Genomic DNA, 16258 nt, shown 5'->3' with positions numbered 1-16258 from the left:
CACATCTGTTGGCCTGCAAGGAGTTCAGCCATGTCATTTCCCACCCGCCGTCGCGACCTGTACGTGTCGTTGAAATTGATCGTGTGCATTGCGCTGGGCATCTGGCTGGGCGCCCTGGCGGTGTTTCTGACCGCCCTGCTCTACTACAAAAGCCTGCCACCGACCCAGGCCCAGGCCCAGGCGCTGGACAATGCCGCCGCGCAGTTGACTGCACCGCCCGCGCAAAATGCCGCCTCCCCGTCTGCGCCGGAGACCGAGATGTTTCGCAAATATGAGCAAAGCCTGCGTGAAAGCGAGGCCCGCCAGGCGCGTGAACAGGCTCAGGAGCAACAACAGCGTACCTTCAACCGTTCGAAGTGTGATTTCTGGATACAGCAGGATCGCACCGCACCAAGCGAGAAAAGCCGTGCCAGCATCGATCAGTATTGCGGATGAACCATGAATAAACGGGATGTACTGCAACTGATCATCGATAAACTGAACATCGATCTGGACATCGCCGAACGAGCGGCGCAGACCGCCTACGAAACGGCAACCCACGAAGAGAACATCGCCGAGAACAAGTACGACACGCTAGGGCTGGAGGCCTCTTATCTGGCAGCCGGACAGGCACGCCGCGTCGAGGAAATTCGTCAGTCGCTGGCGCTTTATCGAAAATGGTCGCTCAAGCCATTCGATGAATCGCGCGGTATTCAGACCGGTGATCTGATAGTTGTCGAGGATGCGGGCGGGCAGACACACTATCTGTTCCTCGGCCCCGATGCTGCCGGGCTGAAGGTCAGCGCAGGCGATCAACTGGTCACCGTCATTACTGCCAGAGCCCCCCTCGGGCAGAACCTGCTGGGCAAATTCGAAGACGATGCTGTACAGATTGTCATCAACGGCAGCCGACAATCCTACGAGATCACACAAACGTTGTGACACACCCGGCATCTACAGGGTTGATCGCATCAAGTTTTTGTGGGTAAGGTGAACCGTCGCCATCACCACCGCAACCGGGGCAACATCAAAGCAAACAAGGACTAAAACCCAAGGAGATTTTTCATGACGAACGTCATCGCATTCCCTGACGCCCATGAACGTGATCGCCTGAAGTCCAGCCAAGATCCGGCGTTGAGATACTTGAACAAGAAAGAACGACAACTGATCGACCAACTGCGTTCGACCAGCCATGCGGGACGGCAGTACGTTTACGACTATGCGAGCATCATGCACTTATCCAGGCCGCTGTATCCCGAGCCAGTGGATTGATCACGATCGCATAACCTGATCAAAGTCTGCGCCGTTGAATCGGCGCAGACCTGGAGGTTTCGCTTGCCGGATTCAGCGGGCCAGCGAGAAGATCAGTGCTGAAATCGCCACCACACCGGCGGCAACCACAAAGTAGTTGGACCATGCGCCAGCGTATTTGCGCATGGCCGGGACTTTGTGGATAGCGTACATCGGCATCAGGAACAGCAGAGCCGAAATCACCGGCCCGCCCAGGGTTTCGATCATGCCCAGAATGCTTGGGTTAAGCGTTGCCACCAGCCAGCACACCACCAGCATGAACGCCGCGGTCATACGGTCCAGCGCCTTGGGTGCAGGACGACGACCCGCTTTCAGAACCAGGCCTTTCAAGCCCTCGCTTGCACCGATGTAATGACCCAGAAACGACTTGGAAATAGCCACGAACGCAATCAGCGGTGCGACAAAGGCGATGGTCGGGTTATTGAAGTGGTTGGCCAGGTAGGACAGGATCGAAATGTTCTGTGCCTTGGCCTCGGCCAGTTGAGCAGGTGACAGTGTCAACACGCAACTGAACACGAAGAACAGCACCATCACCACCATCAGACCGTGGGCGCGGGCCAGAATCTGCGAGCTGCGTACCTCTGCGTTTTCACCATACTGGCGCTTCTGATCAACGGCAAAGGCCGAGATGATCGGTGTGTGGTTGAAAGAGAACACCATCACCGGGATGGCCAGCCACAGCGTAGGTATGAACGCCGATAGCTCGGGGAACGTCGTAGCGGTACTCAGAATGCCGCCGGTCCAGTGCGGGATGAGGAATACCGCGAGAAACAACAGAGCGACGATGAACGGATAAACCATCAGGCTCATGGCCTTGACGATGAACCGCTCGCCGCAACGCACCACGGCCAGCAGGCCCATGATCAGCACGAACGCCAGTGCGGCGCGTGGCGGTGGCATGATGTGCAACTGATGCTCAAGAAAACTGCCAACGGTGTTGGTGAGGGCCACGCTGTAGATCAGCAGGATCGGGAAGATTGCGAAGAAGTACAACAAGGTGATCATCGCACCGGCACTCTTGCCGAAATGCTGTTCGACCACATCGGTGATGTCGGCACCTTCACGCCCTGACAGCACAAAGCGCGTCAACCCGCGGTGGGCGTAGAAGGTCATGGGAAACGCCAGCAGCGCCAGCGCCATCAATGGCCAGAAACCGCCGATACCTGCGTTGATTGGCAAAAACAGGGTACCCGCACCGATGGCGGTACCGAACAATCCGAGCATCCAGGTCGTGTCATTACGATTCCACGACGCGATGCTCTCGGGAGCTACATCCAGACGTTCTACGACGCCATTAGCCTGATCATTCATCCGGTCGACTCTCCGTGGCCGGTTTATCAAAAAGGGAAACGCGTCGAAAAAACCGGCAGTTCAGCGCCCCCCTCGAAAACAGCGGGCGAGATTCTCCGGGATTGACGCCAGAAGTCAAAGGCTTGTAGGACAATAGTTTCTTCCACAACAAGTCGGCATTCGAGCGCACGCCTTTTGTACAAAGGGCTGGAGGACGGTCGACCTCTTGTCGAGGAATTAGTGTTTCAACAGCTTACAGGCTCAATCAAGCCGCCCACGCGGCCTGACATCCGGGAACAGTTCTGCGTTTTCCTGGAGGGGCCGGCAGCGATACCATGCCGCGCCTGTGCAGTGCGCAATGGATGGTCGTCAGGCAGATAAGCGCACCGGCAGCTGAATGTGATCCCGGCAAAAACCCCTTCAAGGACCCAAAACGATGTTGAGCATCAACGCCGGGCCGTTCGCCCTCGCCATACCCCACCTGTTGTTGTTGGGCGCCTTGATGACGGCCACCTGGATAGAGGCGCAGCTTGTCCGGCATACCCTGTCCAGAAAGACCGCCGTGTTCGGACTCTTCATTCTGGGTGTCGCCAGCGCACGTATCGCGTTCGTCCTGACCTATTTCGCACAGTACAGCGACACTCCCTGGAAGGCACTGGACATCCGTGATGGCGGCTTTTTGGTCTGGCCCGGGGTTATCTGCGCCCTGCTGGGCGCCTTGATCATCGGCTGGCGCCGTCCCGAACAGCGTCGCGCCCTGACGTTCGGGATGGGCATCGGACTGGCGATCTGGGTATCGGGCGGCTTGATTCTGGATCATTATCAAAAGCGTATTTCACTGCCTGATACAACACTTCGGACGCTGACTGGCGAGCCGGTCAGGGCGTCCGACTACCGGGGCAAATCGGTGGTCATCAACCTGTGGGCCACCTGGTGCCCTCCGTGTCGCCGCGAAATGCCGGTGCTGCGCGACATGCAACGGGAACGCAAGGACATTACATTTCTGTTCGTCAATCAGGCCGAAAGCGCCGGGACAGTCAGCGACTATCTGTCCAAACAGCAACTGGTGCTGAGCAACAGTTTTCTGGATCCGCACGGCGAGTTCGCCCGCCAGGTCGGTTCGGCGGCGCTGCCCACCACTCTCTTCTATTCGCCGGACGGACGCCTGATCGGTAGCCATCTGGGCGAATTGTCCAGCGCCAGCCTCACTCATTACCTTGATAAATAGTCAGGTATTCACCTGACTGATTGAGCTGAAGTTCTCATTGCGAGCGAAAGCCTGCTGCAACGTTTCATCTATCCATGTATAAATGCGCTGACACATTGGCCCTCTCTGGAGACTCAGCGCATGCGTTACGCGCTCGATCATAAGGCCCAAACGCACCAACGCATTGTCAAGGAAGCGTCCATGCGCTTCCGTCGTGACGGCATTGGTGCTACGGGCTTGCAACCTTTGATGAAGGCACTTGGCTTGACCCATGGCGGGTTCTACGCGCATTTCAAATCCAAGGATGATCTTGTTGAACAGGCATTGAGTCACGCCCTCGACAATGTAAAAGGAATCACCAGCGACGTTTTCGCCAGACAGGACTCGCTCAGTGAATTCATTGATCTCTACCTATCGATAGCCAGCCGCGATGCGGAGGACGGGGGTTGCCCGTTACCGACCATGTGCCTGGAACTGGGCCAGCGCGATCAGCCCAGCATGACGACGGATAAAATCATCCTTCACCTGCTGGAGCAGTTCGACAAGCCCCTCGCGGAGAATGGAATGGAGTCCAAAAGCCTGCCGGTGCTGTCCGCACTGGTGGGTGGTCTGGCACTCGCCCGCAGCGCTTTTGACGAGGAGCTGTCACAGCGCATTCTGGACACGACCCGCGACTATCTCAAACAGGAGATAAAAAAGAGCACCAACTGACCCTCTGGTACAGACACTTTCGCGGGGAGCGTCTCAGCGAGAGTTTATAAAAACACAGGCCAATCATTGATCGGCCTGTGTTTTTACTGGCTGAAACGCTGCTCAGTCGATCGCAAGTTTTTCGCGATTCCTCTCCAGAATGGCCTTGCCGATCCCCTTGACCTCTATCAACTCATCAATCGACGTGAACTCACCGTTGGCTTCCCGGTAAGCCACAATGGCATCGGCCTTGTTCTTCCCGATACCTGCCAGTTCTTTCTGCAGTGTTTGCGCATCGGCAGTATTGAGATTGACCCTGTCCTTGCGTTGCTCATGCGCCGCAGTGGGCGCGGTGTCCTCCATCATCGGCAAATGGGATACCGAGGGCGCCGATGTGGCGGGCTGAGACACAGGGGCGGCATTGACCGCAACCGAGGCACTGGTGAGCAAGGCAAAGATCAGGGCACTGAAAATAGGGGTTCGCATAGATAAAGCTCCATAGCAGTTCAAGGCAGCATCCACATGCTGTGCCTGAAACTTAGACCAGCGTCCCCTCCTGGAAAAGCACTCGAGCGTTGCTGCCTGTTGCCGGATCGTTCAACGTATTTCCGCCTCTGCCCAGAGCCCCGGCGGTGCTGATGAAATCACGTTTCGCCGCTGCGTTCCTGATACATCCAGTCAACGATTTCGCCCTCTGGCGTATAACCGTTTACCGTTTCGCGCAGCAACTGACGCACACTGGTGTAATCGTCGCGGTCGACCGCGTCCAGCAGTTTTGTCAGGCGGCCTTTCAATACATCCCACGGCAGGCAATCTTCGTTTGCACTCATGATCATCGGGTGCTCGGTGGCAACCACGTTGTCGCCGATCAACAGCTCTTCATAGAGTTTTTCGCCAGGACGCAGCCCGGTGAACTCAATGGAGATATCACCGTGCGGATTTTTCTCCGAGCGAATGGCCAGACCGGACAGGTGGATCATCTTCTCGGCCAGTTCGACAATCTTGACCGGCTCACCCATATCGAGAACGAACACGTCGCCGCCATGCCCCATGGAGCCCGCCTGAATGACCAATTGAGCGGCTTCGGGGATGGTCATGAAGTAGCGGGTGATTTTGGGATGCGTCACCGTCAGCGGCCCGCCTGACTGGATCTGCTTGTGGAACAGCGGGATCACCGAACCGGACGAGCCAAGCACATTGCCAAAGCGAACCATGGTAAAGCGGGTCTTGTTGACCTGATAGACATTGGCCTTGTCGCCGAAGATCACTGGTGCGGTTTCGCGGCTCAGTGCCTGCAATATCAATTCGGCGAGACGCTTGGTACTGCCCATTACATTGGTCGGGCGGACCGCCTTGTCGGTAGAGATCAGGACAAAGTTGGACACGCCTGCCTGCAACGCCGCCTGGGCGGTATTGAGCGTGCCCACAACGTTGTTGATGACGCCTTCGGCGATATTGTGCTCGACCATGGGCACATGCTTGTAGGCCGCAGCGTGATAGACCGTGTCGACCTTCCAGGTTTTCATGATCGACAGCAATTTGGGGTGGTTGCGCACCGAACCGAGTATGGGCAGCAATTTCACCGAAAGTGACTCACGGGCCGAGCGCTGTTCAAGCTCGGAAAGAATGCTGTAGAGATTGAACTCGCTGTGGTCCAGCAACAGTAACTGGGTAGGCTGCAGCAGCAATATCTGTCGGCACAGCTCGGAGCCAATCGAGCCGCCAGCGCCGGTCACCAGCACCGTTTTGCCCTTGATGCAGTGCTCAAGCAGGTTATCGCGGGCCGGGACTGCATCGCGCCCCAGAAGGTCTGCAATGTCGACTTCCTGAAGGTCATCGACCTTGACCCTGCCAGCGGCCAGATCCATGAAGCCCGGAACGCTTCGTACGTGCAGCGGAAAGCCTTCCAGAAAACCGAGGATTTCCCGACGACGTCCACGCGACGATGAAGGGATTGCCAGGAGGATTTCCTGAGCCCCCGTGGAATCGATCATTCGCTGGATGTTTCGCGGTTTGTAGACCTGAAGACCGGAAATAACCCGGTTGGAAATCGATTCATCATCATCGATGAACGCCACCGGATGCATCAGACGGCCCATGCGCAATGCGGCGACCAACTGGTTTCCCGCAGCGCCAGCGCCGTAGATGGCAACCTTCTGCAAACCGTTGTCGCTCTTGGCGAAAGGTACGTGCTGCGCCGCAGCGAACCAGTCGCCGAGAAAATACTGCCGCATGGCCAGTCGCAGACCGCCGATCATGACCATGCTCAGCCACCAATAATTGAAGATCACCGAACGCGGGACCAATTGCTGGTGGTTACTGTAAACGTAGACCATGCACCCAAGGATCAGCGACGACATCGTCACGGCCTTGATGATGGCAATCAGCGCATCATTGCCGAAATAGCGCATCACTGCGCGATACATGCCGAACCGGATGAACAGCGGGATAGCCGCAACGGGCGCACTGATGAACAGCCACGTGTGCTTCTCGAGCGGATTGATCAGCTCATCGATACCCAGTCGTACGACAAACGCCATCCATAGAGCCAGCCAGACCAACAGGACGTCGGCAGCCACCTGAATTATTCGTTTTTTGCGGCGTGGTAGAGCCAGTAATCTGGTCCGCAACCTGCTCATCAATTTTTTAATGCTCCGTTATGCTACCGGTTGCAACATGATCTGAAATCGGTACCTGTGAAACAGCTACGTGTCTGAGACAACCAGAAAAACACTTCGTTACCTTATTCTGCCTTGCCGGCGCGGAACCTCAGCGCCAGTAGAATCAGCGGGCAGTAAGCAACTACCGCCCATATAAGCCCTTCTCCATCGCCCAGCGCAACCCATAGTGCAATCGGCAGCAACCAGACAAGATTGATCAGCCCCACTGCAAGCGTAATCGGCACATGCCGGCCGTAATGACGCGACGCAAACTGATACGCGTGGCTGCGATGTGCCTCGTAGAGCTTTTCCTTGCGTAACAGGCGTCGCACGAGGGTCACGGTCGCGTCGACGATAAACACTCCCAGCAGAATCAACCAGGACCAGAATAACTGAGGTGAGGCCCAGGAACCCTGAATGGATAGCACACCGAGCACTATCCCGAGGAAGCCGCTGCCCGCGTCGCCCATGAATATCTTCGCCGGCGGGAAGTTCCAGTAGAGGAAACCTGCTGCGGCAGCGCCCAGCATGAGCACTTCCCAGGACAGTCCGGCGTGGCCATCCAAGGCATAGATGATGCTCATGCCCAGGCATACAGTGACCGCCTCGATACCGGCGATACCGTCTATTCCGTCCATGAAGTTGTAAAGGTTGAGCATCCACACCAGATAGAACGCCGCGAGTACTTGCCAGAATGGCCCCAGGTCGACCGTCCAGCCCATGACGTCAAGCGGGGCAAGACCGTCCAGCCAGAACAAGGCCCATGCAGCCGCAGTAAAATGCCCCAGCAGGCGCCATCGTGCGGCGATATGCCCGTGATCGTCCATGAAACCGATCACCGCCACCAAGCCGCCCGAACCGGCGATGGCAACAAGCGCAGAGCAAGGCAGATAGCCGGCCCACCCCAGCAAAGCCATCGCCATGACGAAAGTGATGACGATGGCAACGCCGCCACCTCTGGGCGTGGGTATGGAATGCGAACTTCGAGCGTTTGGAATGTCGATCAGACTTTTGGCGAGCGCATACTTGCGCAACAACGCCGTTAGAATCAGAGACAGAAAGGCAATAGCGATGACCGACAGCCACTCAATCATGCTTGTCGTGTTCCAGATAATATCGAGCGGTGTCCTGCATGGCGTGTTCAATACTCACAGGTGGAAGCCAATCCAGCATCGTACAGGTTTTACTGATATCGACCTGCAGCGAGTTGCACAGCCGTTGTGAAAAAGCCTTCTTGCCCAACAGTGCTGCAGCCGCGTTCAACAGCACGGTCGGCACCGGCAGCAGCCGGGCAGGTTTGCCCAGGGCCTTGCCCATTTCGCGCAGCAGCCTGGCCGTGGACAGATCATCACCGTCACTGACCAGAAACGTCTGGTCAGCCGCAGCAGGATGATCGACACAGACCGTCACCAGGTCTGCCAGGTTATCCACCGCCACCAGGCTTCTACGATTATCGATGGCCCCGAGCGGCAACGGCAGCCCTTTGTCCAGCCAGCGCATCATGCTTCTGAAGTTCGCCTTGACCCCCGGACCATAGACCAATACCGGTCGAATGATCACCACCTGCATACCGGTGCGGGCAGACAACTCGCGCAAGCCCTCTTCGGCCCTGTGCTTTGACACGCCATAGGCATCCAGTGGATTGCACGGGTCGCTCGCATTGAATGGCGCGCCCGGAAGCGTAGACTCGCCATTGGCCTTGATGGAACTGATAAAGATAAAGCGTCTGACGCCTGCCGCTGAGGCCTGCTCGGCCAGATTCAGCGTTGCGGTGACATTGGCGCGGAAGTATTCCTGATCCGGAGCGTCAGCGGTCTCGTTGAGTACATGCACCCGGGCAGCACAATGAATCACCACGTCCGCGCCAGTTACAAAACTTGCCCATTGATTGTCCGGCGCCAATGATTGTGCACTGACAACATCGATGCGCGAGTCGGAAGCAGCATAGGCGCCCCGGACCGCAACCCGCACAGAGCAGCCTGTGCGTTCGATCAGTCGGCGAACCACAGCACTGCCCACGAAACCTGTCGCACCTGTTATTGCAACCAATGCAACATCACCGCTCATGCAAACACGCCCTTCCAAATCGGCCAAATATTGCTTAAGTAACGCGTTTTGACAACTGAAATATGTTCAAACCATTTTATAACTTTCACGATGACGTTCAACGTACCCCAGGGACAATGCACGATAATCATGCATTGGCACTCACTTGCAAGAATTCGATTACCGCATCAGCCGACAACTAACGTGCTCATCGCGCCTTCAAGGGATAAACAGTTCCAACGGGCGTTTCTTGAGCGAGTACTTGCGACTCAGAATATTGCCCAGAACCTTTTTCGCGGCCGCCTCGCCATGCACCAGCCTGATCTGCGTCGGCCACTCTTTCATCCCCGTCACGAACTCGACCAGTTCGACCTGATCAGCGTGGGCAGAATAGCCTTTTGCGGTGTGGACCCCGGCATTTATATCGAAGCGCTCGCGGTCCAGCTCTACATAGCCGCCCGACGGGCCGTGCAACTGAATGGCCTCGCCCGGCGTTCCCTTGCCCTGATAGCCGACAAATACCACGTTATGCCGTGTGTCACCGAGCATGGCTTTCAGGTAATTGACGATCCTGCCTCCGGCACACATACCGTTACCGGCAATCACGATGGCCGGACGCGCCGTACTGGCCAGGTAATTGACAGTGCGCAGATGTTCCTCATGGGTGTCGACGGTAACCAGTTGTTCGAAGCCCAACGGCTTTCTGCCGACGTCGAGCCTTAACCGCGCGCCCTCATCCCAGTAGTCTTCAAACGACTGATAGACCTTGGTAAAGCGACTCGCCAGAGGCGAATCAAGGATGATCGGCAACCTCGACCAGTCCGGATCACCGTCACCCGGCTGCCTACCGTTTTCGACGGCATGATTCGATGGCATCTTGCGTCGCAGTATGTCTTCCAGCTCGTAGAGCAATTCCTGGGTTCGGCCGATGCTGAAGGCCGGTATCAGGACGGTGCCGTTATCCTCCAGCGCCTTGTCTATGATGCGCTCAAGCCCTTGCTGACGAGTGCTGCGATCTTCGTGAACACGATTGCCATAGGTGCTTTCCAGCACCAGCACATCCGCGCGCTCGGGCGGCTTCGGCGCAGGCAGAAACGGCGTATGACTCGCCCCCAGGTCACCGGAAAACACCACGCGCACAGAACGCGTTTGTGCAGGGTATTGAAGATCGCATTCTATATAGGCAGATCCCAGTATGTGCCCGGCACGCTGCAAACGGACCCGGCAATGCAGGGATTCGTTGTCGACCAGGCTGAACCATTCATCGAATGGCAGAGCGATGATTCTCTTGTTGATGACATCCAGGTAGCGTCCGACTTGCCCGGGGTCGTGTGCAAATTCGATTTTCAGAAGATCTTCCATGACCAGTGGCAACAGGTGGGCACTGGGCTCACTGCACAGTATCGGCCCCTTGTAACCGGATGCCAGCAACTCGGGAATGCGCCCGACATGGTCATTGTGCACATGGCTGATCAATAACGCTCTGACAGCCTCCGGGTCGAATCCGAATGAAGCGGTCCCGGACTGCCTGCCGCGCTCCTGCACCGACCCGCAGTCAATCAGCAGGCTGCTCGATGCATCCATGTGCAATTGATGACACGAACCCGTGACTGTATCGACAGCGCCGTGATGAATGATTTGCGGATAAGACATGCAGTCACCTTTTCTTGCCAGCCTGCTCTGAATACGCGGTACATCCGGCAGCAGGTCTGAACATTAAGTTTCGGCGCATTCTGCACTTGAACGATTCATTTTCAAGCCTTGACACAAGGCAGTCAGGGCAGCAGTAATCAACACTGAAAATGAATATAACCCGCACCCCCTTTAAAATGGGTACACGAATTAAAAAAGCGAATATTCCTACACGCCTGAGCAACTATTCTCTATATAAGCGAAGAATAAACTGACAAAACTATAAGGCTCTTTTTTCGATAAAAACGCGCGAAAGCACAACGAAGCACGCCAGCCCCGAAGCATCGCATGCGGCTTTATTGAACAGAAAGGGGTAAAAAACGCGCGCTATCGTGTCGCCAGATCAATCTCCGACGACGCATGATCGACGCTGCTCAGACAGAGCGAGGGGAAGGTGTGCGCTTTTTACGAAGACTGGCTATCCATGCCAGTATCGGGCCGATGACCATGCCCAAGAGCAACGCAAGGACAACAGGCAATGCCAGAGGGAGCTGAGGCGCCGACCAACCGAAAAACGTCACGGCAACAGACTGCCGGTTCTCAAGCACAAACACGGTTGTTGCCAAAACAGCGAGCAACACGGCGACGATCAGAATGACTCGTTTGAAGATACGCATCTGGTAATCCTGTGGTGGATGGCTTTAAAGGCCCTCTTCTTCATCCTCGTTGACCCGATCCCGCAGCTCCTTGCCCGGCTTGAAATGCGGAACAAACTTGCCATCGAGACTGACCGATTGTCCGGTCTTCGGGTTGCGCCCTACCCGTGGTGCACGGTAATGCAGCGAAAAGCTGCCAAAGCCCCGAATCTCGATTCGGTCACCGGTTGCCAGGCACTGGGACATTTGTTCAAGCATGGTCTTGATGGCCAGCTCGACATCCTTGGATGAGAGCAGCCCTTGATGGGTGACAATTCGTTCGATCAACTCCGACTTCGTCATATTTTTCCCTTCTTTTTCAAGCAGCTAGATCAGCGCTTGGAAGGTTTTAGCATGACCGGATGAATTTGAACAGCCCATCTATTGACTTATGTTCAATACCGTCTAACCAGGCATGAACAGATTACAGCGACATGACAGGAGACAGATACGGGAAGGGAGCTTGAGCAATAGGCGAAACGAGACGGCCTGAGAGGCTACTGGAGACGTTTAGCGACTCACACTGTGCGTGAGAGCAATCCAGGCGCATCCGAACCTGTAGGGCCTGAACGGCAGAAACGAAAAAGGACGACCGAAGTCGTCCTTTTTTTGGTCAAGCAGAACTTAGTTCTGTTTTTCCATTTGCGCGCGCAGCAAGTCACCAATAGTGGTAGGACCAGTGCTTTCAGCGACTTCAGGCTTGCTACGCAGGCTCTGGATCGCTTCTTTCTCGTCTTCAACGTCTTTCGACTTGATGGACAAGCTGATTACGCGGCTCTTGCGGTCAACGCTGATGATCTTGGCTTCGATCTCTTCGCCTTCCTTCAGAACGTTACGCGCGTCTTCAACGCGGTCACGGCTGATTTCGGAAGCCTTGAGGGTCGCTTCGATGTCGTCGGCCAGAGTGATGATGGCGCCTTTGGCGTCAACTTCCTTAACGATACCGCGAACGATCGCGCCCTTGTCATTGACAGTGACGTACTCGGAGAACGGATCGCTTTCCAGCTGCTTGATACCCAGCGAGATACGCTCACGCTCAGGATCAACCGACAGGATCACAGTGTCGAGCTCGTCGCCCTTCTTGAAGCGACGTACGGCTTCTTCGCCCACTTCGTTCCAGGAGATGTCGGACAGGTGAACCAGACCGTCGATGCCGCCGTCCAGACCAATGAAGATACCGAAATCGGTGATCGACTTGATGGTGCCGGAGATTTTATCGCCCTTGTTGAACTGGCCAGAGAAATCTTCCCATGGGTTGGATTTGCACTGCTTGATGCCGAGGGAGATACGACGACGCTCTTCGTCGATGTCCAGAACCATGACTTCCACTTCGTCGCCAACCTGAACGACTTTCGAAGGGTGGATGTTCTTGTTGGTCCAGTCCATTTCGGAAACGTGTACCAGGCCTTCCACGCCTTCTTCCAGCTCTGCGAAGCAGCCGTAGTCGGTCAGGTTGGTAACACGCGCGGTAACGCGGGTGCTTTCCGGGTAGCGAGCCTTGATAGCAACCCATGGGTCTTCACCCAGTTGCTTCAGACCCAGGGAAACACGATTGCGCTCGCGATCGTACTTCAGGACCTTGACATCGATCTCGTCGCCAACGTTGACGATTTCCGATGGATGCTTGATACGCTTCCAGGCCATGTCGGTGATGTGCAGCAGGCCATCGACGCCACCCAGATCGACGAATGCGCCGTAGTCGGTGAGGTTCTTGACGATACCCTTGACTTGCTGACCTTCCTGCAGGGACTCGAGCAGAGCTTCGCGCTCGGCACTGTTCTCGGCTTCCAGGACACTGCGACGGGAAACGACAACGTTGTTGCGCTTCTGGTCCAGCTTGATGACCTTGAACTCGAGCTCTTTGCCTTCCAGGTGAGTCGTGTCACGCACAGGGCGGACGTCAACCAGAGAACCAGGCAGGAACGCACGGATGCCGTTAACGTCGACAGTGAAGCCGCCTTTAACCTTACCGTTGATAACGCCCTTGACCACTTCTTCAGCTGCGAAAGCCGCTTCCAGAACGATCCAGCACTCGGCACGCTTGGCTTTTTCGCGGGACAGCTTGGTTTCGCCAAAGCCATCTTCGACCGCGTCCAGCGCAACGTGAACTTCATCACCGATCTTGATGGTCAGCTCGCCAGCGTCGTTGTGGAACTGTTCCAGCGGGATGAGGCCTTCAGATTTCAGACCGGCGTGAACCGTAACCCAACCTGCCTGGTAATCGATATCAACGATGATCGCGGTGATGATCGAACCGGCCTGAAGGTTGAGGGTCTTTAGGCTTTCTTCAAAAAGTTCTGCAAAGCTTTCGCTCATTTTAATTCCTGTTGATCAAGGGCGAAGGATACGCCCATCTGCCACGCTCCAGACAACGTGGGTTTCGTTCAAGTAAAAGAAAGCCTGCGGGACTATGACTGGTCTCCCACACGCTTCTTCGTCATCCGGCAATACCGCGAAGCGCGATTTCACTCAGAATGCGTTCCAGCACCTGTTCGATGGACAATTCAGTGGAATCCAGCTGTATGGCGTCATGCGCCGGCTTCAGCGGGGCTACCGCTCGCTGGGTGTCACGCTCGTCGCGTGCACATATCTCATCTAGCAGACTCGACAGACTAACATCATCGCCCTTGGCCTTCAACTGCAAGTAACGTCGACGCGCACGCTCCTCGGCACTGGCGGTAAGGAATATCTTCAGCGGTGCATCCGGGAAGACCACGGTGCCCATGTCGCGACCGTCCGCGACCAGACCCGGCTCTTCCTGAAACGCGCGCTGGCGCAACAGCAACGCATCGCGCACCGCCGGCAGCGAGGCCACCTGCGATGCGCCGCTGCCGACCTGCTCGTTGCGAATGGCGTGAGTGACGTCCTCGCCTTCAAGAATGATGCGCTGCCCCTGCCCTGCCGCAGTCGCCTCGAACTGAACATCCAGATGAGCGGCCAGGAGCTTGAGCGCTTCTTCATTGGTCAGGTCGACACCGTGATTGCGCGCCGCGAAAGCCAGCAGGCGATACAGCGCACCGGAGTCGAGCAGGCACCAACCGAGTTTCCTGGCCAGCAATCCGGCGACCGTGCCCTTTCCGGAACCGCTGGGTCCGTCGATGGTAATAACAGGAGCTTTGATTTTCACTTTTTGTCCTCTTGCGCTACACGCATGCCAACTTGAGCGCACAGCGCCAGAAAATGGGGAAACAATGCGGCGGCATCCGCGCACGCCTGAATACGGATGGGCGCCGAAGCCCTGAACGATGCAACGCGAAACGCCATGACGATACGCTGATCACCGCGAGCATCAACCTCGCCGCCACCCGGCACACCGCCTTCGATAATGATGCCATCCAGCACGGGCTCGGCCTCGATGCCGAGAGCCAGCAAACCGTCAGCCATCAGCCTGACGCACTCCGACTCATCGGCTTGCAGGGCCTGCGCGCCGCGCAGAATGGTACGCCCTTCTGCGCAGGCTGCGGCAACCAGAAGCACCGGAAATGCATTCAGTGCCAGCGGCACCAACGCTTCGGGGATGTCAGCGCCTTTGAGCCGGGTCGAGCGAACGTGCAGGCCTGCGACCGTTTCACCCGCCAGTTTGCGGACGTTCTGCAGCACGATATCGCCGCCCATCAGGCGCAAAATATCGATCGCACCCTCGCACAATGAACTGACGGGAACGTCCTCCAGCAACAGGTCGCAGCCTTCACTGATCGACGTCGCGACCATGAACAGCACCGCAGACGTCACATCCACCGGCCCCTTGATGCGATGACTGACACCCTCCGCAGACCCGCCGTGAATGGCACGAGGCTCGCCGGGTGCGGTGTCGACACGGGCACGGCTGGCGAGGATTCTGCCGAAGTGCTCCCTCGCTGCGCGCGCGCGGGTAAATACGTCCATCAACTGCGCGCCGTCGCCAGCATCCACAGCGTCGCGCAAGGCGTCGAGATCGGTGCGAAAGCTGTCCAGGGTGCGCAGTACGGCATCACGATTGGCCATGAAAATGTCATGCCACATGGTCGGATCGCTGCCTGCGATGCGCGTGAAGTCACGAAACCCGCCTGCTGCATACCTGAATATGTCCAGGTTTTCATTGCGCTTGGCCAGCGAATCGACCAGACCGAATGCCAGCAGGTGCGGCAGATGGCTGGTGGCAGCCAGCACCTCGTCGTGGCGCTCGACCTGCATGTGCTCGACATCGGCCCCCAGGGCTGACCACAACTGGTCGACAATCGCCACCGCGTGAGGATCGGTTTCAGCCAGCGGAGTGAGAATGACCTTATGGCGACGAAACAGCGCGGCATTGGAGGCCTCGACGCCGCTCTGCTCGGAACCGGCAATCGGATGGCCGGGCACGAAGCGCGACGGCATGTGCCCGAACGCCTGACGCGCAGCCCTCACCACATTGCCTTTGGCGCTGCCGACATCGGTCAGAATGGCATGACCCAGATCGATCGGTGCCAGCAGGGCAAGCAGCTTTTCCATTGCCAGTATCGGCACCGCCAGCTGAATCACATCAGCGCCACGGCAAGCAGTGGCAAGGTCTGCCTCGCAACGGTCCACAACCCCCAGCTCGACCGCCAGGTGTCGCGAATGTGGATCAAGGTCGACGCCGACGACCTCGCGGCACAGGCCGCTTTCGCGCACACCCTTGGCAAAGGAACCGCCGATCAGCCCGAGCCCGACAACCACCAGACGACCGATCACCGGCCGTACCGACTGTTCTGCAATCACATCAACCACGCGAACACACCTGACAGCCT

Annotated in this window: 16 protein-coding genes; 5 read left to right on the top strand and 11 right to left on the bottom strand. The window is 56.9% G+C overall.

The genetic code is table 11. The features are described 5' to 3' along the window. Nucleotides 1–30 precede the first annotated feature (30 nt). The 3 genes from AO388_RS25955 (at nt 31) to AO388_RS25945 (ending at nt 1251) form a co-directional block, all read left to right on the top strand. A complete protein-coding gene (locus AO388_RS25955; RefSeq protein ID WP_058417427.1) occupies nt 31–435 on the top strand; it encodes a hypothetical protein in 405 nt (134 codons plus the stop codon). A gap of 3 nt (nt 436–438) precedes the next feature. After that, nucleotides 439–921 carry a GreA/GreB family elongation factor gene (locus AO388_RS25950; protein ID WP_003369752.1) on the top strand — a complete coding sequence of 161 codons (483 nt, stop codon included), beginning with the start codon at nt 439–441 and terminating at the stop codon, nt 919–921. Between the two features lie 123 nt (nt 922–1044). After that, nucleotides 1045–1251 carry a hypothetical protein gene (locus AO388_RS25945; RefSeq protein WP_002554553.1) on the top strand — a complete coding sequence of 69 codons (207 nt, stop codon included), beginning with the start codon at nt 1045–1047 and terminating at the stop codon, nt 1249–1251. Nucleotides 1252–1323: 72 nt separating this feature from the next. Here the strand turns inward: AO388_RS25945 and AO388_RS25940 are convergent, their stop codons facing one another. Next, nucleotides 1324–2601: an aromatic amino acid transport family protein gene (locus AO388_RS25940; protein ID WP_058417426.1), complete on the bottom strand. Its 1278-nt coding sequence runs from the start codon at nt 2599–2601 to the stop codon at nt 1324–1326. Between the two features lie 415 nt (nt 2602–3016). Here AO388_RS25940 and AO388_RS25935 point away from each other — a divergent pair, with 415 nt between their 5' ends. Together AO388_RS25935 and AO388_RS25930 are read left to right on the top strand one after the other, a co-directional pair. Continuing rightward, nucleotides 3017–3808: a TlpA disulfide reductase family protein gene (locus tag AO388_RS25935; RefSeq protein ID WP_058417425.1), complete on the top strand. Its 792-nt coding sequence runs from the start codon at nt 3017–3019 to the stop codon at nt 3806–3808. A 120-nt stretch (nt 3809–3928) separates the two neighbouring features. Further along, nucleotides 3929–4498 (top strand): TetR/AcrR family transcriptional regulator, encoded by a 570-nt coding sequence (locus tag AO388_RS25930; RefSeq protein WP_003369744.1) that lies wholly within the window; start codon nt 3929–3931, stop codon nt 4496–4498. A 102-nt stretch (nt 4499–4600) separates the two neighbouring features. On the opposite strand, the gene AO388_RS25925 is transcribed toward AO388_RS25930, so the two are convergent. The 10 genes from AO388_RS25925 to AO388_RS25880 form a co-directional block, all read right to left on the bottom strand. Further along, nucleotides 4601–4963, bottom strand: coding sequence for a ComEA family DNA-binding protein (locus tag AO388_RS25925; protein WP_003369742.1), 363 nt, complete (start codon nt 4961–4963; stop codon nt 4601–4603). 158 nt (nt 4964–5121) lie between these two features. Next, nucleotides 5122–7116 carry a polysaccharide biosynthesis protein gene (locus tag AO388_RS25920; RefSeq protein ID WP_003434424.1) on the bottom strand — a complete coding sequence of 665 codons (1995 nt, stop codon included), beginning with the start codon at nt 7114–7116 and terminating at the stop codon, nt 5122–5124. Nucleotides 7117–7220: 104 nt separating this feature from the next. Beyond that, nucleotides 7221–8231 carry an MraY family glycosyltransferase gene (locus tag AO388_RS25915; protein ID WP_058417424.1) on the bottom strand — a complete coding sequence of 337 codons (1011 nt, stop codon included), beginning with the start codon at nt 8229–8231 and terminating at the stop codon, nt 7221–7223. Further along, nucleotides 8224–9204 (bottom strand): UDP-glucose 4-epimerase family protein, encoded by a 981-nt coding sequence (locus tag AO388_RS25910; RefSeq protein ID WP_058417423.1) that lies wholly within the window; start codon nt 9202–9204, stop codon nt 8224–8226. Before AO388_RS25910 ends, AO388_RS25915 begins: the two co-directional genes overlap by 8 nt. 198 nt (nt 9205–9402) lie before the next feature. After that, complete coding sequence (locus AO388_RS25905; protein WP_058417422.1) at nt 9403–10836, bottom strand: MBL fold metallo-hydrolase RNA specificity domain-containing protein; 1434 nt, start codon at nt 10834–10836, stop codon at nt 9403–9405. A 413-nt stretch (nt 10837–11249) separates the two neighbouring features. Beyond that, nucleotides 11250–11492, bottom strand: coding sequence for a lipopolysaccharide assembly protein LapA domain-containing protein (locus tag AO388_RS25900; protein ID WP_003369732.1), 243 nt, complete (start codon nt 11490–11492; stop codon nt 11250–11252). A gap of 24 nt (nt 11493–11516) precedes the next feature. Further along, entirely contained in the window at nt 11517–11813 is a 297-nt protein-coding gene (gene ihfB, locus AO388_RS25895; RefSeq protein ID WP_003369729.1) for an integration host factor subunit beta, read from the bottom strand. A 321-nt stretch (nt 11814–12134) separates the two neighbouring features. After that, on the bottom strand, nt 12135–13826 hold the full coding sequence (rpsA, locus tag AO388_RS25890) for a 30S ribosomal protein S1 (protein WP_002554562.1): 1692 nt from the start codon (nt 13824–13826) through the stop codon (nt 12135–12137). 121 nt (nt 13827–13947) lie between these two features. Then, nucleotides 13948–14637, bottom strand: a complete 690-nt coding sequence (gene cmk / locus AO388_RS25885) for a (d)CMP kinase (RefSeq protein ID WP_002554563.1) — start codon at nt 14635–14637, stop codon at nt 13948–13950. Next, nucleotides 14634–16238 carry a prephenate dehydrogenase/arogenate dehydrogenase family protein gene (locus AO388_RS25880; RefSeq protein WP_058417421.1) on the bottom strand — a complete coding sequence of 535 codons (1605 nt, stop codon included), beginning with the start codon at nt 16236–16238 and terminating at the stop codon, nt 14634–14636. Before AO388_RS25880 ends, cmk begins: the two co-directional genes overlap by 4 nt. Nucleotides 16239–16258: the final 20 nt, after the last annotated feature.

It is taken from the genome of Pseudomonas sp. ICMP 10191 (assembly GCF_001467335.1).
GTDB classification, from domain to species: Bacteria; Pseudomonadota; Gammaproteobacteria; order Pseudomonadales; family Pseudomonadaceae; genus Aquipseudomonas; species Aquipseudomonas cerasi.
The sequence above is the reverse complement of the archived record's forward strand: the minus strand, read 5'-3'. Positions and strand labels throughout refer to the sequence as shown.